Origin of the sequence: Pseudomonas sp. GOM7, from assembly GCF_026723825.1 — a bacterium.
Classification (GTDB): domain Bacteria; phylum Pseudomonadota; class Gammaproteobacteria; order Pseudomonadales; family Pseudomonadaceae; genus Aquipseudomonas.
In genome coordinates this window covers 16,939-40,049 of record NZ_CP113519.1, presented here as the reverse complement: position 1 = coordinate 40,049, position 23,111 = coordinate 16,939, and the positions used below count along the sequence as shown (strand labels likewise).

General features: G+C 64.6%; 21 protein-coding genes. 7 read left to right on the top strand and 14 right to left on the bottom strand.

The annotated features are described in order from the left end of the window. Positions 1-2 precede the first annotated feature (2 nt). Positions 3-1,862: a GGDEF domain-containing protein gene (locus tag OU800_RS00175; protein ID WP_268180189.1), complete on the top strand. Its 1,860-nt coding sequence runs from the start codon at positions 3-5 to the stop codon at positions 1,860-1,862. 258 nt (positions 1,863-2,120) lie between these two features. On the opposite strand, the gene OU800_RS00170 is transcribed toward OU800_RS00175, so the two are convergent. From OU800_RS00170 to hemF, 3 genes are all read right to left on the bottom strand, one after another. Continuing rightward, positions 2,121-3,539, bottom strand: a complete 1,419-nt coding sequence (locus OU800_RS00170; RefSeq protein WP_268180187.1) for a DASH family cryptochrome — start codon at positions 3,537-3,539, stop codon at positions 2,121-2,123. Between the two features lie 192 nt (positions 3,540-3,731). Then, positions 3,732-4,553 (bottom strand): shikimate dehydrogenase, encoded by an 822-nt coding sequence (aroE, locus tag OU800_RS00165; protein WP_268180185.1) that lies wholly within the window; start codon positions 4,551-4,553, stop codon positions 3,732-3,734. 181 nt (positions 4,554-4,734) lie between these two features. Continuing rightward, positions 4,735-5,652, bottom strand: coding sequence for an oxygen-dependent coproporphyrinogen oxidase (hemF, locus tag OU800_RS00160; RefSeq protein WP_268180183.1), 918 nt, complete (start codon positions 5,650-5,652; stop codon positions 4,735-4,737). Between the two features lie 133 nt (positions 5,653-5,785). Here hemF and OU800_RS00155 point away from each other — a divergent pair, with 133 nt between their 5' ends. Next, positions 5,786-6,763 carry an NADPH:quinone reductase gene (locus OU800_RS00155; RefSeq protein WP_268180181.1) on the top strand — a complete coding sequence of 326 codons (978 nt, stop codon included), beginning with the start codon at positions 5,786-5,788 and terminating at the stop codon, positions 6,761-6,763. A 184-nt stretch (positions 6,764-6,947) separates the two neighbouring features. Here the strand turns inward: OU800_RS00155 and OU800_RS00150 are convergent, their stop codons facing one another. The 3 genes from OU800_RS00150 to OU800_RS00140 all read right to left on the bottom strand — a co-directional run bounded on the left by OU800_RS00150 (position 6,948) and on the right by OU800_RS00140 (position 9,820). Then, a complete protein-coding gene (locus OU800_RS00150) occupies positions 6,948-7,505 on the bottom strand; it encodes an L-threonylcarbamoyladenylate synthase (RefSeq protein ID WP_268180179.1) in 558 nt (185 codons plus the stop codon). A gap of 89 nt (positions 7,506-7,594) precedes the next feature. Continuing rightward, positions 7,595-8,701, bottom strand: a complete 1,107-nt coding sequence (gene dprA / locus OU800_RS00145; RefSeq protein ID WP_268180178.1) for a DNA-processing protein DprA — start codon at positions 8,699-8,701, stop codon at positions 7,595-7,597. 81 nt (positions 8,702-8,782) lie between these two features. Beyond that, positions 8,783-9,820, bottom strand: a complete 1,038-nt coding sequence (locus tag OU800_RS00140; RefSeq protein ID WP_268180176.1) for a LysM peptidoglycan-binding domain-containing protein — start codon at positions 9,818-9,820, stop codon at positions 8,783-8,785. A gap of 152 nt (positions 9,821-9,972) precedes the next feature. Here OU800_RS00140 and def point away from each other — a divergent pair, with 152 nt between their 5' ends. The 5 genes from def to OU800_RS00115 all read left to right on the top strand — a co-directional run bounded on the left by def (position 9,973) and on the right by OU800_RS00115 (position 14,722). Then, entirely contained in the window at positions 9,973-10,479 is a 507-nt protein-coding gene (def, locus tag OU800_RS00135; RefSeq protein WP_268180174.1) for a peptide deformylase, read from the top strand. Between the two features lie 199 nt (positions 10,480-10,678). Then, positions 10,679-11,611 carry a methionyl-tRNA formyltransferase gene (gene fmt, locus OU800_RS00130; RefSeq protein ID WP_442964731.1) on the top strand — a complete coding sequence of 311 codons (933 nt, stop codon included), beginning with the start codon at positions 10,679-10,681 and terminating at the stop codon, positions 11,609-11,611. After that, entirely contained in the window at positions 11,608-12,921 is a 1,314-nt protein-coding gene (rsmB, locus tag OU800_RS00125) for a 16S rRNA (cytosine(967)-C(5))-methyltransferase RsmB (RefSeq protein WP_268180170.1), read from the top strand. Before fmt ends, rsmB begins: the two co-directional genes overlap by 4 nt. An 11-nt stretch (positions 12,922-12,932) precedes the next feature. Beyond that, complete coding sequence (gene trkA / locus OU800_RS00120) at positions 12,933-14,306, top strand: Trk system potassium transporter TrkA (protein ID WP_268180168.1); 1,374 nt, start codon at positions 12,933-12,935, stop codon at positions 14,304-14,306. Positions 14,307-14,395: 89 nt separating this feature from the next. Further along, positions 14,396-14,722, top strand: coding sequence for a tetratricopeptide repeat protein (locus OU800_RS00115; protein WP_268180167.1), 327 nt, complete (start codon positions 14,396-14,398; stop codon positions 14,720-14,722). 115 nt (positions 14,723-14,837) lie between these two features. Here OU800_RS00115 and OU800_RS00110 read toward each other — a convergent pair whose 3' ends face one another. The 8 genes from OU800_RS00110 to OU800_RS00075 form a co-directional block, all read right to left on the bottom strand. Further along, positions 14,838-15,488 carry a 7-cyano-7-deazaguanine/7-aminomethyl-7-deazaguanine transporter gene (locus OU800_RS00110; protein ID WP_268180165.1) on the bottom strand — a complete coding sequence of 217 codons (651 nt, stop codon included), beginning with the start codon at positions 15,486-15,488 and terminating at the stop codon, positions 14,838-14,840. Positions 15,489-15,627: 139 nt separating this feature from the next. Further along, entirely contained in the window at positions 15,628-16,125 is a 498-nt protein-coding gene (locus tag OU800_RS00105) for a C40 family peptidase (RefSeq protein WP_268180163.1), read from the bottom strand. Positions 16,126-16,317: 192 nt separating this feature from the next. Next, positions 16,318-17,571 carry a virulence factor family protein gene (locus OU800_RS00100; protein ID WP_442964730.1) on the bottom strand — a complete coding sequence of 418 codons (1,254 nt, stop codon included), beginning with the start codon at positions 17,569-17,571 and terminating at the stop codon, positions 16,318-16,320. Position 17,572: 1 nt separating this feature from the next. Then, the gene (gene mprF, locus OU800_RS00095) at positions 17,573-20,209 is read right to left on the bottom strand and encodes a bifunctional lysylphosphatidylglycerol flippase/synthetase MprF (RefSeq protein ID WP_268180161.1); all 2,637 of its coding nucleotides are present in this window, start codon (positions 20,207-20,209) and stop codon (positions 17,573-17,575) included. A 118-nt stretch (positions 20,210-20,327) separates the two neighbouring features. Further along, positions 20,328-20,594 (bottom strand): PilZ domain-containing protein, encoded by a 267-nt coding sequence (locus OU800_RS00090; protein WP_268180160.1) that lies wholly within the window; start codon positions 20,592-20,594, stop codon positions 20,328-20,330. A 130-nt stretch (positions 20,595-20,724) separates the two neighbouring features. Further along, positions 20,725-21,612 carry a lysophospholipid acyltransferase gene (locus OU800_RS00085; RefSeq protein ID WP_268180159.1) on the bottom strand — a complete coding sequence of 296 codons (888 nt, stop codon included), beginning with the start codon at positions 21,610-21,612 and terminating at the stop codon, positions 20,725-20,727. Positions 21,613-21,893: 281 nt separating this feature from the next. Beyond that, a complete protein-coding gene (locus OU800_RS00080) occupies positions 21,894-22,502 on the bottom strand; it encodes a pyridoxamine 5'-phosphate oxidase family protein (RefSeq protein ID WP_268180158.1) in 609 nt (202 codons plus the stop codon). Next, the gene (locus OU800_RS00075; RefSeq protein WP_268180157.1) at positions 22,499-23,053 is read right to left on the bottom strand and encodes a DNA-3-methyladenine glycosylase I; all 555 of its coding nucleotides are present in this window, start codon (positions 23,051-23,053) and stop codon (positions 22,499-22,501) included. The genes OU800_RS00080 and OU800_RS00075 overlap by 4 nt, the downstream gene beginning before the upstream one ends. Between the last annotated feature and the right edge of the window lie 58 nt (positions 23,054-23,111).

Genomic DNA, 23,111 nt, shown 5'->3' with positions numbered 1-23,111 from the left:
AAATGAGCGATGACGCCCAGCGCTGGAAAGACAAGTACCTGAGCAGCCTCGAACAGCAGGAGAAGCTCGAGAGACGCTGGGACGCACGCCTCGACCTGCTGCGTCGCGGCCTGGTACGCAGCAGTCTGGCGGCGGAGGGTACCGACAAGGCAGTGGATCAGTGCATGAAGGAAATGCGCGAGATCCTCCGTCGTGACGACATGGACGCCCCCCTCGGCAACCTCATCCCGCGCCTGGAAAAGGCCGTGCTGGAGTCGGAAAAGCGCCGCCAGCAACGGGCCGGCGAAGCACTCAACGCCCTGCAGCAGGCGATCGACCAGTTGCAGGAGCTCGATCCTCCGCGTGAGGTGCGCAAGGCCCTGAAAGCCCTCGGCAGGCAGCTCGAGGACGCCACCAGCCACAGTTACCTGCTGCCGGCGCTGCTCAGCCAACTGAGCCAGTTGCAGGGTCAGGCGCTGCAACAAGTGCGCAATAGCCAGCCGGAACAGCCCGGCCTGCTGCAGCGCCTGTTCGGCAGCCGTGGCGATGGCCAGGCGGCGTCGAACGAAGCCAGCGAGGCAGGCGTACAGCCCAGCGATGCGCTGCCACTTGCGCAACCCGAGGCTACGTCTCAGCCTCAGCCTCAGCCTCAGCCTCAGCCTCAGCCTCAGCCTCAGCCTGTCAACGAGGATAGGCCGGCCACGCCGCCACAGGAAACACCCACTAGCGCCGCATCGGCTCCCCGCGCGACGCTCGACAGCCTGCCGGCGCCGCCCGGCCTGGTGCCCAGCCCGCAAGCGGATAACGGCGCGTTCGACCTGCCCAGCAGCGAGCCCGGCTACAGTTCAGTGGCCCCGCATATCGCCGAAAGCCTGCGCAAACTGCTGGCCGAACTGGAACTGCCCGCACGTCACCAACCCCAGGGCGAGGCGCTGCTGTTACGCCTGCAAGGGCCACTGAACTGGTACGAGCTGGTACCCGTTCTGGACGATCTGTCGGTATTGGTGTTGGCAGTCAGCGGCAGCGGGCAGCGTGAGTTCGCCCTCTACCTCAAGCAGCTCAACGAGCGCCTGGCAGCGTTCATCAGTACCCTCAACGAAACCCACGAGGGCTACAGCGGCTCCATCGAACAGGCGCGCAGCTTCGATCAGGAACTACGCGATCAGGTCAGCGAGCTGCAGAGCAGCGTGCAGGACGCGGTGGATCTGGAATCGCTCAAGCAGGCGCTGGAGCAACGCCTGGAAGGCCTGCTGCAAACGGTCGCCACTCACCAGCACCAGCGCAACGAACGGGAAGATGCGGTGGCCGAGCGCCTGCAAGGCCTGGTACAGCGCGTGGCGGAAATGGAACAGGAGGCCCAGCAGTTCCGTGACCACCTGGAAGAACAGCGGCAGAAGTCGCTGCTCGACCCGCTGACCGGCCTGCCCAACCGCGCCGCCTGGAGCGAACGCCTGGAGATGGAGGTGGCACGCCGGCAACGCTACGGCGGCGAATTGCTGCTGGCGGTCATCGACATCGACCACTTCAAGCGGGTCAACGACAACTACGGCCACCTGGCCGGTGACCGCGTGCTCAAGATCATCGCTGGCGAGCTGCACAAGCGCCTGCGCAAGAGCGACTTCATGGCGCGCTTCGGTGGCGAGGAGTTCGTCCTGCTGATTCCAGGCACCCCTCTGGAAGGCGGCCTGCAGCTTCTGGAAACCCTGCGCGCGGCCGTCGCGGCCTGCCCCTTTCACTTCAAGGGCGAGCCGCTGGTCATCACCTGTTCGGCCGGCCTTACCGAGTTCCGCGGCGACGAGAAGAGCGACATCACCTTCGACCGCGCCGACAAGGCGCTGTATCGCGCCAAGGCGAATGGCCGCAACCGGGTCGAACAGGGCTAGCAGGTTGTTGAAAAACTACCTCGGCTTTGGCTTCCTGCGTCGCTCTACCTCCTGCATCCCTGCAGTCGTGCGTTGCCATTGCTGCGTTAAAAGCAGGCTCGCGTGCGAGCCCAGACTAGGCGCCCCCGTCAAAAATGCTCATTTGCAATTCGCAAAGTCGAACGCGACTCCGAGCATTTTTCGGCTGTTTTTGCGGGGCCGCCATCGGTATTGCACTGGCTGCCTCGCCTACGTTTTTCAACGGCCTGCTGACGGTTGTCAGGCCGCCGGCAGGTAGGGCCGCCAGCTCTCCGGTAGCTGCTGCAGACGCGGATAACGCATGGCCTCCAGTTGCAGTGGCGGCAACAGGAAGGGCGTATGCCGCAGGTGTGCAGCGACGGTATGCAGCTCCGGCATCCACAGGCTGACGTAGCTGGCATCCGGGTCGTACTGGCGCGCCTGGCGCAGTACGTTGAACACGCGATGCTGCCGTGGATCGCTGCCAACGCCGGCCAGGTAGGCCCAGTTGCCCCAGTTGCTCGCCGGGTCGTAATCGAGCAGATGCTCCTCGAACCAGGCAGCGCCATGGCGCCAGTCCTGCTGCAGGTCATGCACCAGGTAGCTGGCCACTACCTGTCGACCACGATTGGAGATGAACCCCGTAGCCGCCAGCTCACGCATATTGGCATCGACGAACGGCATGCCGGTGCGGCCCTGGCACCATTGCTCGAAACGTTCATCGAGGTTGCGCGGCGCATGGCTGGTGGCCTTCAGGCCGCCGGCCTTGAACAGCGCGCTGCCATGGCGCAGCAACGTCCAGCGAAAGAAATCGCGCCAGAGCATCTCCACCCACAGCCAATGAGTGGAGTCGTTGCGGCCGTACTGCGACTCGTGGCGCCGCAGTTCCGCCAGCACCCGCCGCGCGGACAGGCAACCATTGGCCAGCCAGGGAGAGAACTTGGAGGAATAGTCGCTGCCGATCAGGCCGTTGCGGGTTTCCTTGTATTGCCGCACCGCCTGGGTATTCCACAAGTAGTCACGCAAACGTGCCTGCGCAGCGGCTTCGCCGCCTGAGAAGGGAAAGGCGCTGAGCGGCATGTTGAGCGGCTCGCCCAGACCGAGTTGGGACAGTGTCGGCAAGGGCTGCAGCAAGTCCAGCGCGGCATCCGGCAGAGGCGGCAGGGCAGGGGGCGCGGGCTGCGGCTGGAACACCAGCACGCGCTCTTCGCACAACTCGCGGAACTGGCTGAATACCGCCGGCAGCTCACTGGGCAGGCAGGGCAGTTCGTGCTCGCGCAGCAGGCCATTGCCGGCAAACTCGCGTATCGGCACCAGACCGAGCGCGTCTTTCACGCGCTTCTGCAGCGCGCATTCATCCGGCGCGATCTCGGCGTGCGTCAGCACCTCCTGCAGCGCCAGGCGTTCGACCAGCTCGGGAATGACCCGCTCGGGCTCGCCCTGCACCACCAGCAGATGCGAGCCACGCTGGCGTAGCGCACTGTCGAGTGCCACCAGGCTCTCGAGCAGGAAGCGCGTGCGCTGCACGCCCTGGCGACGGCTGCCGAGCGGGCCGATCTGCAGCAGGCGCGGGTCGAGCACGTAGACCGGCAACAAGCGCTCGCAGGCAAGCCCGGCCTGCAGGGCCGGGTTGTCGTCGAGACGCAGATCCTGTTTGAGCCACAGCAGAGCGCTCTGCATGCTTCACTCCTTGAGGGCAATGACCTCGGTATACCGCAATGGCTGGCAGTTGCAAGGTCGGGCCAGCACCTGCTGATCAAGACTCTAATCCGCCCGTCGGGTTCCTGCCGCCCAAAAGCGGCTGATGGAAGGGCAATCGACTCGGTGGGCGGACACAAACGGCAAAACAAAGTCGCCGCATCGCCAGCGGACTCAGCCCAGCAGTTGCCGTCGCAGCTCGGCCAGCACTGGCGCAGTGTCGGGACGCACGCCACGCCACAGGGCGAAAGCCTCGGCGGCCTGCTCCACCAGCATGCCCAGACCATCCAGGCAGCGCGCCGCGCCCTGGGCGGCAGCCCAGCGATTGAAGGCAGTCGCCTCGCGGCCATACATCATGTCGTAGCAAAGGGTATGCCCAGGCTGGATCAGGCTCGCTGCAATAGGCGGCAGCTCGCCGCCGAGGCTGGCCGAGGTGCCATTGACGATCAGATCCACCGGCGCCTCGTTCCAGTCGAAACCGGCTGCGACCAGCGGGCCGAGGTCCGCGAACTCGCGCACCAGTTGCTCGGCCTTGGCCACCGTGCGGTTGGCGATCACCAACAGGGCGGGGCGCTGCACCAGGAAGGGTTCGAGAACACCACGCACGGCGCCACCGGCGCCGAGCACGAGGATGCGCTTGCCGGCCAGACTGAAGCCGGCGTTGTCCTGCAGGTCGCGGGTCAACCCGGCGCCATCGGTGTTGTCGCCGAGCAGACGACCGTCCGCCAGCTTCTTCAGGGTATTCACCGCCCCGGCACGGCGCGCGCGCTCGGTCAGCTCGTCGGCCAGGCGAAAGGCCTCCTCCTTGAACGGCACGGTCACGTTGCCACCCAGACCATCGGCGAAGAAGGCGCGGGCATTGCCGACGAAGTCATCCAGCGGTGCCAGGCGCGCGTCGTAGCTCATCACCTGGCCGGTCTGCTCGGCGAACAGACGATGGATCAGGGGTGATTTGCTGTGGCCGATGGGGTTGCCGAATACGCAGTAGCGATCCATGGGATTCCTTGAGTTGTAAGCCTCAAGCGACAAGCGTGATTGCTCCGCTTGTGGCTTGGAGCTTACGGCTGTTTCTCTCAAATACGATCTGGTGCGCACAGCGCACCCTACGCAGATTCGTAGCCCGGATGAAATCCGGGGATGTCTGATCAAATGCCCCGGATTGCATCCGGGCTACGGGTCACGGCGCCGCCTGGAGCCAGTCGCGATCGGTCAGGAAATACTCAGTCAGACGAGCTTCCTCGCTGCCAGGCTCCGGCTTCCAGTCGTAACCCCAGCGCACCTGCGGCGGCAGCGACATGAGGATCGACTCGGTACGCCCACCCGATTGCAGGCCGAACAGGGTGCCACGGTCGAAGACCAGGTTGAATTCCACGTAGCGGCCACGGCGGAAGGCCTGGAACTCGCGCTCACGCTCGCCAAACGGGGTGAGCTTGCGGCGCTGGACGATGGGCAGGTAGGCCTCCAGGTAGGCATCACCGATGGCACGCATGAAGGCGAAGCTGGTGTCGAAGTCCCATTCATTGAGATCGTCGAAGAACAAGCCGCCGATACCGCGCGGCTCGCCACGGTGCTTGAGGTGGAAGTAACGGTCGCACCAGGCCTTGAACTTGGGGTAGACGTCCGCGCCGAAGGGCGCACAGGCGTCACGGGCGACCCGATGCCAGTGCACGCAGTCTTCCTCATGGGCGTAGTAAGGCGTCAGGTCAAAACCGCCGCCGAACCACCACACTGGCTCTTCGCCTGCCTTCTCGGCGCTGAAGAAGCGCACGTTGGCGTGGGAGGTGGGCACATGGGGGTTTTCCGGGTGGATCACCAGCGACACACCGAGGGCCTGGAAGCCGCGCCCGGCCAGTTCCGGGCGATGGGCGCTGGCCGAAGGCGGCAGGCTGTCGCCGAATACGTGGGAGAAATTCACCCCGCCCTTTTCGATCAGCGCGCCATTCTCGATCACCCGCGTGCGCCCGCCGCCGCCAGCCGGGCGTTGCCAGGCGTCTTCGGCGAACACGGCCTGGCCGTCCTCGGCTTGCAGGGCGGAGCAGATATGGTCTTGCAGGTCGAGCAGATAGGCCTTCACGGCCTCGGTACGGTCAGTCACGGCGGCACCTTAGAACGGGGAGCGGGTCGAATTCGGCGGGCAGCATAGCATTCACACCGGGCATACCACAGTTGACGCTGATCGACCGAGCCGCTTGGATAGCCCTTCGCTCAAATCAGACAAGGAATCGAAAATGGCCAAGCGTATCGAGTTCAGCCAGCACGGCGGCAGCGAGGTGCTGCAATATCGTGATTATCAACCAGCCGCTCCCGGCCCGCACGAAGTCCGGGTGGCCAACCGGGCCATCGGCCTGAACTTCATCGACACCTACTTCCGCAGCGGGCTGTACCAGCCACCGATGTTGCCCTCGGGCCTGGGCACCGAAGGCGCCGGCGTGGTCGAGGCCGTCGGCAGTGCAGTCCAGGGCTTTGCCGTGGGTGATCGCGTGGCCTACGCCACCGGCCCGCTGGGTGCCTACAGCGAGCTGCACGTGCTGCCCGCCGACAAGCTGGTGAAACTGCCGGACAACATCGCCTTCGAGCAGGCCGCTGCGGTGATGCTCAAGGGCCTGACGGTGCAGTACCTGCTGCGCCAGACCTATGAGCTCAAGGGCGGCGAAACCATCCTGTTCCACGCCGCAGCCGGCGGTGTCGGCTCCTTCGCCTGCCAGTGGGCCAAGGCGCTGGGCGTCAAGCTGATCGGTACCGTCAGTTCGCCGGAAAAGGCCGCGCGAGCCAAGGAGCAGGGCGCCTGGGCGACCATCGATTACAGCCATGAGAACGTGGCGCAACGGGTGCTGGAGCTGACCGACGGAGCCAAGTGCCCGGTGGTCTACGACGGCGTCGGCAAGGACACCTGGGAAACCTCGCTGGACTGCGTGGCACCACGCGGCCTGCTGGTCAGCTTCGGCAATGCCTCCGGCGCGGTCACCGGGGTCAACCTGGGCATCCTGGCGCAGAAGGGCTCGCTGTTCGTCACCCGCCCGACCCTGGCTGGCTACGCCAACACGCCCCAGCGCCTGCAGGCCATGGCCGACGAGCTGTTCGGCATGATCGCCAGTGGCAAGCTGCAGGTGGAAATCAGCAACCGCTACGCGTTGAAGGATGCCGCCGCCGCGCAGGACGCGCTGAGCTCACGGCAGACCACAGGCTCGACCATTCTGCTGCCTTGAGAGTAGCTGCAAGCTGCAAGCTGCAAGCTGCAAGCTGCAAGCTGCAAGCTGCAAGCTGCAAGCTGCAAGCTGCAAGCTGCAAGCTGCAAGCTGCAAGCTGCACAGCGTGACGGTGAAAACCGAGATGACAAGCGCTCTGATCGCTTTCCGCTGTTACTTGAAGCTTGCAGCTTGAAGCTGCTCTTCAGGATGGGCGAATCACATCGCCGGTGCGCAGGTCGCGGATCAGGCTTGGGTTCCTGCGCCCGCCCAGAGCGCCCACCAGCACCTTGTCCAGCTCGCCGGGAAAGTACTGCTCGACGCGCAGGCGCGAACGCGCGGCAGGGCGACCCGCCGGGTTGGCCGAGGTGGAGATCAGCGGCCCGGTCAGACGACACAGTGCGCGCACCAGTGGGTGGTCGCTCACACGCAGGGCGACGCTGTCGTGCGCGCCGGTCACCCACTCGGGCAAACGATCCTGATGTGGCACCAACCAGGTGTTTGGCCCTGGCCAACTGGCGGCCAGGCGTTCCTGCCAGATCTCTGGCAGATCCTCGAGGAGAAAATCGAACTGCTCGATCTCATCGGCCACCAGGATCAGGCCCTTGGCCATGGGCCGCTCCTTCAGCGCCAGCAGGCGGTCGACCGCCTCCTCGTTCCAGGGGTCGCAGCCTAGGCCCCAAACCGCCTCGGTCGGATAGGCGATCACGCCGCCGTCGAACACCACCCGCGCCGTTTGCTGTATCTGCCAGTTGCTGGTCATCGACTGTCTCTCGCTAGCGAATGATCGGCAGTCTATCCAAGCCTGCCCTGGCACGGTAACCCGGATGCACTCCGGGCAGCCACCCGGCGCTACGGCTTGCGTGCCAGCCAGCGGCCAGCCTCATTGCTTACCCGGCCATCGAGTTCCAGTTCGGTCAAGGCAGCCAGCACCTCGTTCAGCGGCCAACCCGTGACCTGCACCAGTGCTTCGCTGCTCTGCGGCGCGGCATGCAGCAGCGCCAGCAAAGGATGCTCGGCCTGCACCTCAGCAGGCGTGCCAGGCGACTCAGCCACGGCCTGCCAAGCACGCAGTGTCTCGAGGATATGCTCGACGCTTTCCACCAGGGTGGCGCCATCACGGATCAACTGATGACAGCCGCGCGACCCGGGATGATGGATGGAGCCGGGTATGGCATAGACCTCGCGACCCTGCTCGGCGGCCAGGCGCGCGGTGATCAGCGAGCCGCTGGACGGGCTGGCTTCCACCACCAGCACGCCGAGTGACAGGCCGCTGATGATGCGGTTGCGCCGTGGAAAGTTGCTGGCCTGTGGTGCGCAATCCAGCGGCAGTTCCGAGACCAGCGCGCCGCCCTGCTCGATGATCTGCGCTGCCAGGCGTTTGTGCCGGGCCGGATACAGGCACTGCAGCCCCGTGCCGAGTACTGCCACGGTCTTGCCGCCACCATCCAGCGCGCCCTGGTGCGCGGCACCGTCGATGCCCAGGGCCAGACCACTGGTGATGACGAAACCGCCGGCCGCCAGGCTGCGGGCGAAGGCGTGGGCGTTGTCCAGCCCCGGCCCGGAGGCGCGTCGGCTGCCGACCATGGCCAGTTGCGGGGCATCGAGCAGCTCCGGATCACCGGCGACGAATAGCAACGGCGGGGCATCGGGCAGTTCGCCGAGCAGGGCGGGATAGCGCGCATCGTCCCACATCAGCAGGTGCTGGCCGGGCACTTCCAGCCAGGCCAGGGCGCTGGCGGCACGCTGACGGATCTCGGCACTGCGCCTGGGTTCGGCACACTCGGCTGGCAACCCCAGGGCACGCCAGGCGCTGGCCGGCGCACTGAGAGCGGCCGAGGCACTGTCGAAAGCACTGAGCAGTTTGCGAAAACGCCGTGGCCCCAGCTCCGGCAGCAGATGCAGGCGCAGGCGAGCTTCGAGTTCGGCGGGGGAGAGAGAGGCTGGAATGGGTGGCATAAGCAATCTTCCCTGAACGATGGAGCCGCCATCCTGGCGGCCATAAAGCACGAGCCCTGCATCAGGCAGGGCTCGAAGGTGTCACGGGTTGCGGATCTTGTCCATCACCGCCAGTTGCCGGGAGGCCTGCAGGATCAGGCCGTAGCTGAGCTTGTCGTAGGTGCGGAACACCATCAGCAGGCCGGAACGCTCGTCCGGGATCTTCACGCTTTCCCCGGTGATGCGGTCACGCACGGTTTCGCCGGTCTTGTACACCGCCAGCACGTTGCCGACTTCCAGGCCGTCGCGGGCGCCCTTGCTCAGGGTGACCACGTCGAACTGACCAATCTGAGTCACGCCACGCGGCACGTCGAGAATCAGGCCGTCGACCTGGCTGGAGGGCTCGCTGGGCATGAAGGTGGAATTGATCGCACGCTCCTCGGTGGGAAACAGACGGTCACCCAGACGCACTTCCTGCGTGGAGCGGCTCAGCACCAGAGTGCCGACATCGCCTTCCTCGGCAACGATCTCGCCGGTGCCGATGTCATCGGCATTGATACCGAGAAACTCCTGGGTTTTCGGATCCAGGTAGGTCTTACCCTGACGGAAGATGCCATACACCGGATGCTGCACGTCGAACTTGCCCCGGGCGTAGATGCGATCCCCGACGCCACTGATCACACGCTCGGCATTGCCGGCGACGACGTAGGGCTTGCTGTTGAATTCTTCCGGTGTGTTGACGATGCGGTTGCTCAGCAGAAAGCTGTTGATCGCCTCCAGCGGGATGGTCGGAATCGCCTCGGCCATCGGCGTGCTGCGCACCTGCGGCGACAGCTTGATGGTGCCACGGGACTCGCCACGGTTGAGCATCAGCCGCGGCTGGCCGTCGATGTAGACCAGGTTGAGGGTGTCACCCGGGTAGATCAGATGCGGGTTGGCCACCTGCGGGTTGGCGTGCCAGATCTCCGGCCACTTCCACGGTTGGCTGAGGAATTTACCGGAGATGTCCCAGAGGGTATCGCCCTTGACCACGGTGTAACGGTCTGGGTGACCGTCCTTGAGTTGCACTGCGGCCTGAGCCATGCTGGTCAGAACCAATCCGCCGGCTGCCAGGAGCAGGGCGAGTAGTGATTTCCTCATACGGTGAATCCCTTTATTATGTGCTTTCGCGTGAAGCGCCCTAGCGCCGCGCTCAAACCCGCTGGTTACGCGGCTTGAAGCCGTTTTTCAATGCTGTTCATCATCTTAGCAGCGGATTTTGAATTTATTCTACAAGTGCATCACAAACGCATATGGCGATCCTGAATATCCTTGAGTTTCCCGATCCACGCCTGCGCACCATCGCCAAGCCGGTGGAGGTCGTGGATGACTCTATCCGCCAACTGGTCGATGACATGTTCGAGACCATGTATGACGCGCCGGGTATCGGCCTGGCCGCAACGCAGGTCAACGTGCACAAGCGTGTGGTGGTCATGGATCTGTCCGAGGACAAGACCGAACCACGGGTGTTCATCAACCCCGAGTTCGAGCCTTTGACCGAGGAGATGGATCAGTATCAGGAAGGCTGCCTGTCAGTGCCCGGTTTCTACGAGAACGTCGACCGCCCGCAGAAGGTCAGGATCAAGGCGCTGGATCGCGATGGCCAGCCCTATGAGCTGATCGCCGAAGGCCTGCTCGCCGTGTGCATCCAGCACGAGTGCGATCACCTCAACGGCAAGCTGTTCGTCGATTACCTGTCCAATCTCAAGCGCGACCGCATCAAGAAGAAGCTGGAAAAACAGCATCGCCAGCGCGCTTGATTCACTTATTCCAAAGGCTTGCGTAGCAGGTCGCATGGAAACGTCACGAGCGAAGGTTAGGCAAGGCGAAAACAGGCGAGGGCGCGGAGTTTACGAGCTGTAAATGAGCAGTCCGAGCCTGTTTTCAACGCAGCATAACCGAGCGCAGTAGTTTCCAAGTGACCTGCCAGGCAAGCCTTTTTCTTTGGTGACTGCCCCCATGCGTATCGTCTTTGCCGGCACCCCGGAATTCGCCGCCGAACACCTCAAGGCCCTGCTGGCCAGCCAGCACCAAATCATTGCCGTCTACACCCAGCCGGATCGCCCGGCCGGCCGTGGCCAGAAGCTGATGCCCAGCCCGGTCAAACAGCTAGCCGTCGAGCACGGCATCCCGGTCTACCAACCAGCCAGCCTGCGCAATGCAGAGGCGCAGGCCGAACTGGCCGCGCTCGAGCCAGACCTGATGGTGGTAGTGGCCTACGGCCTGATCCTGCCGCAAGCGGTGCTCGACACCCCGCGCCTGGGCTGCATCAACAGCCACGCATCGCTGCTGCCGCGCTGGCGCGGCGCGGCGCCGATCCAGCGCGCGGTGCAGGCCGGTGACAGTGAAAGCGGCGTGACCGTGATGCAGATGGAAGCCGGCCTGGACACCGGGCCGATGCTGCTCAAGGTCAGCACACCGATCAGCGCCAGCGACACGGGTGGCAGCCTGCATGATCGTCTGGCCCAGCTCGGCCCGCAGGCGGTGCTTGCCGCCATCGATGGCCTGTCCCGCGGTACGCTGAAGGGCGAAGTGCAGGACGATTCCCAGGCCAATTACGCACACAAGCTCAGCAAGGACGAAGCGCGCCTCGACTTCGAGCGTCCAGCCTTCGAGCTGGAGCGCCTGATCCGCGCCTTCCACCCCTGGCCAATCTGCCACACCACGCTGGGTGGCGATGCCCTGAAAGTGCATGCCGCCGAGATCGGCGAAGGCAAGGGCGCGCCGGGCACCATCCTCGCCGCCGACAAGAACGGCCTGACCGTGGCCTGCGGCGAAGGCGCACTGCGCCTGACCCGCCTGCAACTGCCTGGCGGCAAGCCGCTGGCCTTCGCCGATCTGTACAACAGCCGCCGCGAGCAGTTCGCGCCTGGCCTGGTGCTCGGCCAATGAACCCGCGCCTGGCCGCCGCCCGCGCTCTGAGCGCCGTGCTCTCCGGCAAGGCCTCGCTGGGTAGCAGCCTGCCGCCGCAACTGGATAAGGTCGAACACCATGACCGCGCCCTGGCGCAGGATCTGGCCTTTGGCGCTGCGCGCTGGCAGCCACGCCTGCAACTGCTGGCCGAGAAGCTGCTGGAAAAACCCTTCAAGGCCGCCGACAAGGACGTGGAAGCGCTGCTGCTGATCGGCCTCTACCAGTTGCTGCACAGCCGTATCCCCGAGCACGCCGCCATCGGCGAAACGGTCGGCTGCGCCGGCGCGCTGAAGAAGCCATGGGCCAAGGGCCTGCTCAACGCCGTACTGCGCCGCGCCCAGCGCGAGCACGAAGCCCTGTTCACCGAATTGGATCGCGACCCGGTGCTGCACACCGCGCATCCACGCTGGCTGCAGAAGGCGCTCAAGGCGCACTGGCACGAGCACTGGCAGGTCATCTGTGCCGCCAACAACGCCCATCCGCCGCTGATCCTGCGAGTCAATCGTCGCCATGGCAGCCGTGACGCCTATCTCGCAGAGCTGCACAACGCCGGCATCGCTGCCGAGCCTTGCACCTTTAGCTGCGATGGCGTGCGCCTGCTGCAGCCTTGCGACGTGACCACTTTGCCGGGCTTCAAGGAAGGCCGCGTCAGCGTGCAGGACGAAGCCGCGCAACTGGCCGCAGAACTGCTCGAACTGGCACCCGGCCAACGCGTGCTGGACGCCTGCGCCGCACCGGGCGGCAAGACCTGCCACCTGCTGGAGGTCGAGCCGGGCTTAAGCGAGGTGGTTGCCGTGGATCTGGAAGCCAAGCGTCTGGTGCGTGTGCGCGAGAACCTCAAGCGCCTGCGCCTCGAAGCCACCCTGATCGCCGCCGATGGTCGCGACACCGCTGCCTGGTGGGATGGCCAGCCATTCCAGCGCATCCTGCTCGATGCGCCCTGCTCGGCCACCGGCGTGATCCGTCGCCACCCGGACATCAAGCTGACCCGTCAGCCCGAGGACATTCCCGCCCTGGCGCAACTGCAGGGCGAACTGCTCGATGCCCTGTGGCCAACCCTGGCGCCCGGCGGCATCCTGCTCTACGCCACCTGCTCGGTGCTGCCGACGGAAAACAGCGAGACCATCGCCGCCTTTCTCGCTCGCACCGCGGATGCACAAGAAGTGGCAATCACCGGCGAATTCGGCCTGCAGCCAGGCCACGGCCGCCAGTTGTTGCCGCAGGTGGACGGCCACGACGGCTTCTACTATGCCAAGCTGTTGAAGACTGCCGTGACGACCCACGGCTAACGGAGCGATCAGTGAAAATCATCATTCTCGGCGCCGGCCAGGTAGGCGGCACCCTGGCCGAACACCTGGCCAGCGAAGCCAACGACATCACCGTGGTCGACACCGATGGCGACCGCCTGCGCGACCTCGGCGACCGCCTGGACATCCGCACCGTGCAGGGCAAGGGTTCCTTCCCCACCGTGCTGCGCCAGGCCGGTGCCGACGACGCCGACATGCTGGTGGCGGTGACCAACAGCGATGAAGTCAACATGATCGCCTGCCAGGTGGCCTATACCCTGTTCCACACCCCGACACGCATCGCCCGGGTGCGCGAATCGGCTTATCTGACCCGCGAGGCGCTGTTCGACAACGAGGCGATCCCGGTCGACGTGTTGATCAGCCCCGAGCAGGTGGTGACCAACTACATCAAGCGCCTGATCGAGTATCCCGGCGCCCTGCAGGTGATCGACTTCGCCGAAGGCAAGGCCCAGTTGGTGGCGGTCAAGGCCTACTACGGCGGCCCGCTGGTGGGCCAGCAACTGCGCCAGCTTCGCGCCCACATGCCCACCGTGGACACCCGCGTGGCCGCCATCTTCCGCCGCAACCGGCCGATCATGCCGCAGGGCGATACCGTCATCGAAGCCGATGACGAGGTGTTCTTCATCGCCGCCAAGGCACACATCCGCGCGGTGATGAGCGAGATGCGCCGCCTCGAGGACAGCTACAAGAAGGTGGTGATCGCTGGCGGCGGGCATATCGGCGAGCGCCTGGCCGAAGCCATCGAAAGCCGCTATCAGGTGAAGATCATCGAGATGAACCCGGCCCGTTGCCGCTACCTTTCGGAGAACCTGGAAAGCACCATCGTGTTGCAAGGCAGCGCCTCGGACAAGGATCTGCTGGTGGAAGAGAACATCAGCGACGCCGACATCTTCCTGGCCCTGACCAACGACGACGAGGCCAACATCATGTCGTCCTTGCTGGCCAAGCGTCTGGGCGCACGCAAGGTCATGACCATCATCAACAACCCGGCCTACGTGGATCTGGTGCAGGGCGGCGAGATCGACATCGCCATCAGCCCGCAGCTCGCCACCATCGGCACCCTGCTCACTCACGTGCGCCGTGGCGATATCGAAAGCGTGCACAGCCTGCGCCGTGGCGCGGCGGAGGCATTGGAGGTGATCGCCCATGGCGATGCCAAGTCGAGCAAGGTGATCGGCCGCATGATCGGCGCTATCGCCCTGCCGCCGGGCACCACCATCGGCGCCATCATCCGCGACGAGGAAGTACTGATCGCCCACGACGACACGCTGATCGAGTCCGGCGACCACGTGATCCTGTTCCTGGTGGACAAGAAGTACATCCGCGACGTCGAGCGTCTGTTCCAGGCGGGGTTAACGTTCTTTTGAGCGGCAAGCCACAAGCTTCGAGCCGCAAGTGAGCGTTCTTGCAGCTTGAGGCTTGCCGCTTGTAGCTGGCCGACGAAGGAGGCCCACCCATGAGCACCGAAGCACTGCAAAAGATGCTGGCCAAGGGCATGGACAATGCCCTGCTACGTTTCGGCCTGGGCAAGGGCCATCTGGATGCCGGCGACGCCGCGCAGGCTGCCGAGCATCTGCAGCGCTGCGTCGAGTTCGATCCAAGCTACTCTGCCGCCTGGAAGCTGCTGGGCAAGGCATTGCAGGCCGAAGGCGACCAGGATGGCGCACGCCAGGCCTGGCAGCAGGGCATTGCTGCGGCACAGGCCAAGGGCGACAAGCAGGCCGAGAAGGAAATGAACGTGTTCCTGCGCAAACTGGACAAGCCGGCGAGCAATCGCGGCTAAAGCCCCTCCCACAAGCTCGGTGCTGCCTCGTAGCTGCGTAGCCCGGATGCAATCCGGGAAAATTTCTGCAGTCTGTTCCCCGATTGCAGCCGGGCTACGGCGTTTACGATGCGACTCAGGCGGTAGCGGTGCGCTGTGGCAAAGCCCGCACGATGGCGCTGAGCAGCATGCCGTACAGCGGCACGAACAGCATCAGGCTGATGGCCAGCTTGATCACGTAATCCACCGTGGCGATCTCCACCCAGTTGGCCGCCATGAACGGATCGTCGCTGTGCCAGAAGGCCACCGAGAAGAACAGGAAGGTATCCAGCAGGTTGCCGAAGATGGTCGAGGCGGTCGGTGCAATCCACCACTGGCGCATCTTGCGCAGGCGATCGAACACCTGGATGTCCAGCAACTGGCCGAAGGCGTAGGCGAGGAAGCTGGCCACGGCAATGCGGAAGACGAACAGGTTGAACTCGCCCAGCGCCGCCAGGCCACCGAAGATGCCCTCATGGAACAGCACCGACACCACGTAGGAAGCCACCAGCGCCGGCAACATGACGCGGGCGATCACCACGCGCGCGGCATGCTTGCCGATCAGGCGCACGGTGAGGTCGGTGGCCAGGAAGATGAACGGGAAGCTGAACGCGCCCCAGGTGGTGTGCCAACCGAACAGGGTGATCGGTAGCTGCACCAGGTAGTTGCTGGCGATGATGATGAGGATATGGAAGGCGATCAGGCCGGCCAGCACGGGCCGACTGACCGACGCGGGAATCAGGGTCATGTCGATGTCCTTTTTCGTAGAGTGGGGTGAGGGAACCCACTGCCGCAGCCGACATGGCCACGAGCGGCGCGCATTCTAGCGTGATCTTGACCCTGGAGATAGGTTCTTGGCGACGGCCTGGCTGCCACTCATCGGCAACTCAGGCTTCCGGAACCACGCGTTTGGCCAGTTGGAAATGGCGCTTCCAGTACGGCGTGTTGAGGCGATCGATACGCACGTTGGCGCCACGACGCGGCGCGTGAATGAAGCGCCCTTGGCCCAGGTAGATGGCGACGTGATCGACCGAACGGCTACGGATGCGGAAGAACAGCAGGTCGCCCGGTTGCAGATCGTGGCGCTCGACCGAGGGCGCATCCACGCGCGACAACGCATGCGAGGTACGTGGCAGATCGAGATCCTCCAGCGGCTGGAAGGCATATTGCACCAACCCGCTGCAATCGAAGCCCTGCTTGGGGCTGGCGCCGCCCCAACGGTAGGGTTTGCCCAGAGCGCCAAGAGCGCGGTCGATCACCTCACGGGTCGGCGTCGGTTCGACGTGCTTGCTGGCGACGGTGGCAGGAATGACCTGAATACGAAAGGTGGCGGAGGCTTCGGCACAAATCCCGAACAGAAGAGCGCCTCCAAGACAAAGTGACATGACAATCTTGTTCAAACCCAGTAACCCTGGTCAGCGGCCTATGTTCGGATTCCCTTCCAAATCATGGCGTTGCATCGAAAAAGGCATCCAATCCATCAGGAGGACGGACTGTCGATGACTGCTCAGGGTTCATTTTCGACCATGGCTGACCGACGAACGGTTACCTGCGCAGGTGCCCGTCCGTAGCGTCATTCAGGGCTGCTGGCGCGCCTTGATCGCCGCCAGCATCTTCTGCGCCAGCGCGGCGTAGTCTTCATCGAAGTGGTGACCGCCGGTGATTTCCAGGCGCTCGCCCACGGCGCCCGGTGCCGTGCAACCGCTGTCTGGCGCCTCTTCGCTGCCGTAGATGCACAGCACCTTGGCCGGCGGCAGGCGCTGCATTTCCGGGCCGGTCGGGGCTTCCGCGCCATCCTTGCCGAGCCAGCCACTGACGGCGATCTCGAAGCTGCCGCTGCGGGCGAAGGCTAGCAACAGGATGGCGTCCACCTGCTGTTGGTCGCTGGCCGGCAGGCGGTTGTAGATGGCCGGCAGCACGTCGGCGCCGAAGGAATAACCGGCCAGGACGAAGCGCTTGATATGCCATTTTTCGCGATACTGCTGCATCAGCCGCGACAGGTCGGCAGCGCTCTGTTCCGGACTCTTGTGCTGCCAGTAGTAACGCAGGGTGTCGATGCCCACCACCGGGTAACCAGCAGCGGCCATGTGCTCGGCCGAGGCGCGGTCGAGGTCACGCCAGCCGCCATCACCGGAATAGAACAGGGTGAGGGTATCGGCCGGCTGAGCGGAAGGGTGTTCGATCACCGGCATCGCGGCGCCCTGACCGGCCAGCATGTGCTGCAACTGATCGGCCAGCAGGGCCGGCAAGGGCGCGCCCAGGCTGCCGATACGCGGCTCGCCATTGGCCTGCTCGCGCAGGAAGCGGGCGTTGTCGTCACCCGGATTGTCATTCCACAGGGCCACCCAGTGGCCGTGCGCCGCCTTTTGTGGCAGCGGCTCGGCGCAATCGGGCTTTGCCAGATCGAAGCCCACCGACAGCGCCTGAACTCGGTCGTCGCTTTGTTCGGCCAGCCAGCGCCAGGCCGTGGCCGCTGCCGGGCCGATGCCGGCCACCAGGGTCGGCGTGCCGCCGAGCGTCTCGCTCGCCTGCTCGATCAGGCGTTGCTGAGCGGCGCAATCGCCGCCCGAGAAAGGCAGTTGCAGCAAGCGCAGATCGCCTACCTCAGCGAGACGACGCAGCGTCGCGTCATCCAGTGTCTGATCAGCCGGCGCGATCAGCAGCACACGCTGCTGGGCCGAGCCCTGGCTCACCAACTGGGCGGGCGTGCCTTGCACCTGTACCGTCTGCAGGTGCGGCACGGCATGCATTGACCACCACCAGATGAATGCCCCAGCAGCCAGTGCCGCGATCAGCAACAGGCCGCCCAGCGTCCTTGTCGTCTTGCTCATGTCAACGCCTCACCAGTCCACCCAGGCCACCCGCGATCAAGGTCGCGGTATCGGCCAACGCCACCCAGGGATCGAGCCCGGCCGGTACGGCCAGGTAACGCGGTTCCCAGTGCGGCAGGAACTTGTCCTTGAAGCGGCGCAGGCCTTGGAAGTTATAGAAGTTTTCACCACGGTCGAACACCAGCGCACCCAGACGCAAGGGTAGCGGCGCGCCTTTGCGTGTCTGCAGGCCGGCCAACGGTACCATGCCCAGGCTGAAGCGCGCGTAGCCCTCGCTCTGGAACTGCTGGATCAGGCCCAGCATGAGAAATTCCATGGTCGACTTCGGCGCATCCGGCAGCACACGCATCAGATCGAGGCTGGCCACGGCGCGGGTCTGGCATTCCAGCAGGTTGGCGAAGGCCACCGCGCGGCCCTCGAAGCGCACCACCACGATACGGAAATGCGCCAGGTACTCGGGGCTGAAACGCCCCAGGGAGAAGCCTTTCTCGCGCACGTTCTTGCCTTGTAGCCAGGCATCGGAGATGGCCTGCAGCTCATCCATCGGCACCTCGCCAGGGGCATGGAATTCCAGGCTCAGGCCATCGCGCTGGCCACGGTTCCAGGTGTAGCGCAGGGCCTTCATCTCCTTGCCGTTGCTGGCCAGGTCGAAGGTTTTCAGATCCACCAGCGCCTCTTCGCCGAGCTTCAGCGCGGTCAGGCCGATATCGATATAGCCGGGCAGGTTCTCCGCACGCACCTGGTAGAACACCGGGCGCGCATGGTGACGGTCGCACAGGTCGCGGAACTGCCAGATCAGTTCGGCCCGTGCAGCCGGCGGGCCGATGGGATCGAACAAAGCCACCAGGCTACGCCCACGGCGGGCATACATGAGGAAGGCTTCGCCATCGGGATGGAACAGCAGCGCCTTGTCGCCACTGAGCGCCAGGCCACCTTCCGGCTGACGCGACGCCTGGACGATGGCGCGAGCGCGCAGCAACGCTTCGCTGTCCGGCAGGCTGATGCTCGGCGGCGTGGCACGCAGCAGCCAAGTGAGACAGACGGCCAGCAGCACCAGAGTGCTGCCCAAGGCCGCACGCAGGCCACGCGGCGCATTGGCATCGAGCTCGAACTGCCACCACAACTGGTGGCTGTAGCTGACATCCTGATAGGCGAACAGCAACAGCCAGACCGAGGCAGCGATCACCCCGATCGCCGCCGCCAGTGCCAGGCCGGAAGCCGGCACGTCCATCAGCCGGCTACGCCGGTAGAACTCGCGGCGAAACAGCGCCAGCAACCCGGCGACGGACGCCAGCGCCAGCGCTTCCAGCCAATCGAAACCCTTGAGCAACGACAACACCACGCCCAGGCAAAGCAGCACCAGGGTCAATACCCAGGCTGCCGACAGGCGCCGACGCAGGCCCTGGGCCAACAGCAGGCATAGCGTGCCGACCAGGCTGGCTGCCAGGTGCGAGGCCGCGATCATCTGTGGCGGCATGAGAAAGCCCAGGGCCTCCAGATGCTCATCCATGGCAGGCGTTACCCCGGAGAACAGCAGTACCGCGCCCGCACAGAACACCAGCAAGCCCAGTAGCGGCACCGCCATGCCGCTGGCGACCCGCACCACCTGGCGCGGGAACCACAGGCGCCGGGCCTCGGCCGCCAGCAGCAGCAGGCCGGCCACCAGCAGCGGCAGCAACACGTACAGCAGGCGGTAGAGCAGCATGGCCGCCACCAGCCCTGCCGAGTCGATGCTCGACGAGAACGCTGCCAGCAGCACGGCCTCGAACACCCCGACCCCACCCGGCACATGGCTGAGCACACCCGCCGCCAGCGCCAGCATGTACACCAGAATGAAACTGGAGAAGGAGGGGGCCTGCGGCAGCAACAGGTAGAGCACGCTGCCGGCGATCAGCACATCCAGGCTGCTGATCAGCAACTGCATCAGACTCATGCGCAAGCCCGGCAGACGCAGGCTGAAACGGCCGAGATCCACCTGCCAGCAGCCAGGCGCAGGGCGCTCCGGCAAACGCTTGCGGTTGATCAGCAACACCGCGGCCAGCGCTGCCGCCAATACGGCCAAAGCCAGCCCCACCAGCACGGGTTGCGGCAAACGCAGCGCCGCCGAGGCATCCTCGGGATCGAAGAGCACGGCCAAGGCCGCCAGGATCGGCAGGCTGGCACCCAGCGACAGACTGGCGAACAGGCTCATCCGCGCGACATCGCCTGCACCCAGACCATTGCGTCCATACAGGCGGTAACGCACCGAACCGCCGGACAACGCCGACAGTCCCACCGCATTGCCGATGGCAAAGGCGCAGAAACCGCCCATCGCCAAAACCGACGGCGGCAGACTGACATTGGCGTAACGGCTGGCCGACCACTCATAGGCCAGCATCACCAGAAAGCCCAGCACGGTCGCCAGCAGAGCGCCGAACACCGCCTGCGGCGGTACGGCAGCCAGCGAGTCGTGCACCTGATCGGGATTGACGTCACGCACCAGGTGCCAGCAGGCCACCAGCGCCAGGCCGAACAACAGCAGCGACAGGCAAAGGCCAAGCAGGTGGCGGTTGCGTTGTAGCCAGCTAGGGGAAGAAGGGGGGAGAAGGTTGGGTGCTTGCACACCGTCCAGGGGAACTTCAGGTACCGCTCGACTCATGTCGAAACGCCTCGAATGGACGCAGCCTCGGATTGAGGTGTTGGTCAGAGTGCAAATGTAACCAAATGTTCCATGAATCCGAAATTTAGTCGATGTCACCCTGTGAAGCATGTTCCCGTCAGGCTTCGCCGAGAAAGCGCAGCCCCGCACCTTCGGTATCCACGCGCATCACTTCCATCTTCAGCACCGGCGCGGGAAAGGGTAGATCCTGGACCTGGCCGATCACTTCGGTACCCACGCTCAGAACGCTCATGTCAGGGTGCCTCACGTAGACGCCACTGTCAGACAGGTCACGGGTCTGCGCCAGCAGCTCACCAAAGCTTGGATGGCTGATCTTGATTCGGCACTTCATCGGGGTTCGTACCTGCTGACGCTGATTCGACATGTCGACTCCAGGAGTGGGCGAGCGGTAACCTTGCCTTTAATAGCTCATCCGTATGACAACGCCCAGTAGGTGGCGGAAAAAAGGCGCCATCGAGGCGCCTTCCTTCATCTTCGCGTGCATGGGCAGTACGTCAGTACCACTTGGCCTCGCCTTCCGGGCGCTTCTTGAAGCGCTTCATGCTCCACATGTACTGGCTCGGGTAGTTGCGCACGTAGCGCGATACCACCTCGCTCATGGCCGCCACGCCTTCTTCCACGTTGTCGCTGTACATGCCCTCGGGAGCGGCTTCGAGTATCACCTTGTAGCCGCTGCCATCCGGCAGGCGCAGTGCATGGAGGAACACGCCGAGCGCCTTGCCGCCAGCGAGCATGCCGGGCACGAACTTGCTGGTCAGTGCCATGGTGCCGAGGAAGGGCACGAAAACACCAGATGAACGGCTCGGCTCCGGGTCGGCCGGAATACCCACGGCGCCACCCTTGCGCACTTCCTTGATGACACTGAGGATGCCTTCCTTGGTCGAGGGCGCGACGCGGTTACCCATCTGCACGCGCTGCTGCTGCAGCAGCTCGTCGACCGCCTTGAGCTTGGGCGGGCGGTAGAAAATGATGGGTTTGCACTGGTTGCAGTAGAAGTGGTTGAGCACTTCCCAGTTGCCCAGGTGGCTGGTGATGCCGACCACGCCCTTGCCCGAAGCCAGCGCCTGTTGCAGCACCTCCAGGCCTTCCACTTCGCGCACCAGCTCGAGGGATTTGTGCGCCGGCCAGATCCAGGCGCAGGCGCTTTCGGTCAATGTCTTACCGATGTCCTTGAGACTCTGCCCAACCAGCTTCTCGCGCTCGGCCTCGCTCAGCTCGGGGAAGCACTTGGCCAGGTTGATGCGCACCACCTCGCGCGAGCCGTTCGGCAGCTTCCACATCAACCAGCCGATGGCATTGCCCACGGCCTGCACGGCGCGCCAGGGCAGCAGCGCGAACAGGCGCAGAAAGCCGACCACCAGGGCGCCCTTGAGTTTTTCCACGACAGACTCCAACAGCTCAGAAAAGCGTCAATTGTAACAGGCGCTTGGAAAACGTAGGCGAGGCAGGCAAGACAAGGCGCAACGACCAACGGGAGTAACAGCCAACGGCTGGCCCGAAGGGTGAGCACTAGCGAATCAAACGAACGAAAAACGCTCGGAGTCGCGCTCGACTTTACGAAGTGTAAATGAGCATTTTGACTGGGCTCGCACGCGAGGGCGTTTTTAACGCAGTATTGCCAACGCAGGTAGTTTTCCTAGGGCCTGTATGGGGGACAGTGCACTCAGTAAAGGCTGGTGCGAAGCCGCTGCTGGCGGTCGAGTTCGTAGGCCTCGACATCGAAGCTTTCATCGATGCAGCGGAAGATTTCCCCGGCGCTCGGCAGGCTGCCCCGCTCGACCTGCTGGGCCGCGTCCCACAGGCCGGAACGCAGCGCCGCCTTGGAACACTGGAAGTAGCAACTGTCGATGTGGATGAGCAAGGCGCTGCGCGGCAGCTTGCCCTGGGCCCGCCCCAGCTCCAGCAGTTCGGGATCGAGAGAGATTTCAGCACGGCCATTGACCCGCAGACTCTCGCCGATGCCCGGAATCAGGAACAGCAGCCCCACCTGCGGGTTCTGCACGATGTTGCGCAGGCTGTCGATGCGGTTGTTGCCGGGGCGATCCGGCAACAGCAGGGTGCGCTCGTCGAGGATGTGCACGAAGCCCGGCGCATCGCCGCGCGGTGAGCAGTCCAGGCCATCCGGGCCGGCGCTAGCCAGTACCACGAAGGGCGAGGCCTGAATCAGCGCGCGATAGGGTTCGATCAGTTGCGGCAGCTCCTTGCGCCGCGAGCGCTCATGGCTTTCGCCGTACAGTGCCTGCAATTCATCCAGCGTGGTGATGGTGGTCATGAGCCCTTCAGTTGCGCATAACGGTCGCAGTCGGTGGTGTGATCCATCACCATACCCGTGGCCTGCATGAAGGCATAGCAGATGGTCGGCCCGACGAAGGTGAAGCCAGCCTTCTTCAGCGCCTTGCTCATCGCCTCGGCCTCGGGCGTCACCGCCGGCATCAAACTGCGATCACTGAAATGGTTGATCTTCGGCGCACCGCCGACGAACGACCAGAGCAGCGTCACCGGATCCTCCAGCTTCAGCCAGGCCTGGGCGTTCTGTCGCACGGCCTTGAGCTTGAGGCGATTGCGGATGATGCCCGGATCCTGCATCAGCGCCTCGATCTCTTCATCGCTAAGCCGCGCCAGGCGCTCGGGCTCGAAGCCATGCAGCACCTGGCGATAGCGCTCGCGCTTCTTCAGCACGGTGATCCACGACAGCCCGGCCTGCGCCCCTTCGAGCAGCAGCATCTCGAACAGGTGCTGGGCATCGCGCTGCGGAACGCCCCATTCCTCGTCGTGATAGGCCTGGTACAGCGGATCGTCGGTACACCAGAAGCAGCGGGGCATGGCAGTAAGCCTCGGTCAGGGGTCGAAGCGCTGACTATAGCGACAAAATAACTGGATA

What these genes read in the sequence shown, in the direction of transcription:
- OU800_RS00175 (WP_268180189.1), top strand. Translation starts at nt 3, where the DNA reads ATGAGCGATGACGCCCAGCGCTGGAAAGACAAGTACCTGAGCAGCCTC.
- OU800_RS00170 (WP_268180187.1), bottom strand. Translation starts at nt 3,539, where the DNA reads ATGCAGAGCGCTCTGCTGTGGCTCAAACAGGATCTGCGTCTCGACGAC.
- aroE (WP_268180185.1), bottom strand. Translation starts at nt 4,553, where the DNA reads ATGGATCGCTACTGCGTATTCGGCAACCCCATCGGCCACAGCAAATCA.
- OU800_RS00155 (WP_268180181.1), top strand. Translation starts at nt 5,786, where the DNA reads ATGGCCAAGCGTATCGAGTTCAGCCAGCACGGCGGCAGCGAGGTGCTG.
- OU800_RS00150 (WP_268180179.1), bottom strand. Translation starts at nt 7,505, where the DNA reads ATGACCAGCAACTGGCAGATACAGCAAACGGCGCGGGTGGTGTTCGAC.
- dprA (WP_268180178.1), bottom strand. Translation starts at nt 8,701, where the DNA reads ATGCCACCCATTCCAGCCTCTCTCTCCCCCGCCGAACTCGAAGCTCGC.
- OU800_RS00140 (WP_268180176.1), bottom strand. Translation starts at nt 9,820, where the DNA reads ATGAGGAAATCACTACTCGCCCTGCTCCTGGCAGCCGGCGGATTGGTT.
- def (WP_268180174.1), top strand. Translation starts at nt 9,973, where the DNA reads ATGGCGATCCTGAATATCCTTGAGTTTCCCGATCCACGCCTGCGCACC.
- fmt (WP_442964731.1), top strand. Translation starts at nt 10,679, where the DNA reads ATGCGTATCGTCTTTGCCGGCACCCCGGAATTCGCCGCCGAACACCTC.
- rsmB (WP_268180170.1), top strand. Translation starts at nt 11,608, where the DNA reads ATGAACCCGCGCCTGGCCGCCGCCCGCGCTCTGAGCGCCGTGCTCTCC.
- OU800_RS00115 (WP_268180167.1), top strand. Translation starts at nt 14,396, where the DNA reads ATGAGCACCGAAGCACTGCAAAAGATGCTGGCCAAGGGCATGGACAAT.
- OU800_RS00110 (WP_268180165.1), bottom strand. Translation starts at nt 15,488, where the DNA reads ATGACCCTGATTCCCGCGTCGGTCAGTCGGCCCGTGCTGGCCGGCCTG.
- OU800_RS00105 (WP_268180163.1), bottom strand. Translation starts at nt 16,125, where the DNA reads ATGTCACTTTGTCTTGGAGGCGCTCTTCTGTTCGGGATTTGTGCCGAA.
- OU800_RS00100 (WP_442964730.1), bottom strand. Translation starts at nt 17,571, where the DNA reads ATGAGCAAGACGACAAGGACGCTGGGCGGCCTGTTGCTGATCGCGGCA.
- mprF (WP_268180161.1), bottom strand. Translation starts at nt 20,209, where the DNA reads ATGAGTCGAGCGGTACCTGAAGTTCCCCTGGACGGTGTGCAAGCACCC.
- OU800_RS00090 (WP_268180160.1), bottom strand. Translation starts at nt 20,594, where the DNA reads ATGTCGAATCAGCGTCAGCAGGTACGAACCCCGATGAAGTGCCGAATC.
- OU800_RS00080 (WP_268180158.1), bottom strand. Translation starts at nt 22,502, where the DNA reads ATGACCACCATCACCACGCTGGATGAATTGCAGGCACTGTACGGCGAA.
- OU800_RS00075 (WP_268180157.1), bottom strand. Translation starts at nt 23,053, where the DNA reads ATGCCCCGCTGCTTCTGGTGTACCGACGATCCGCTGTACCAGGCCTAT.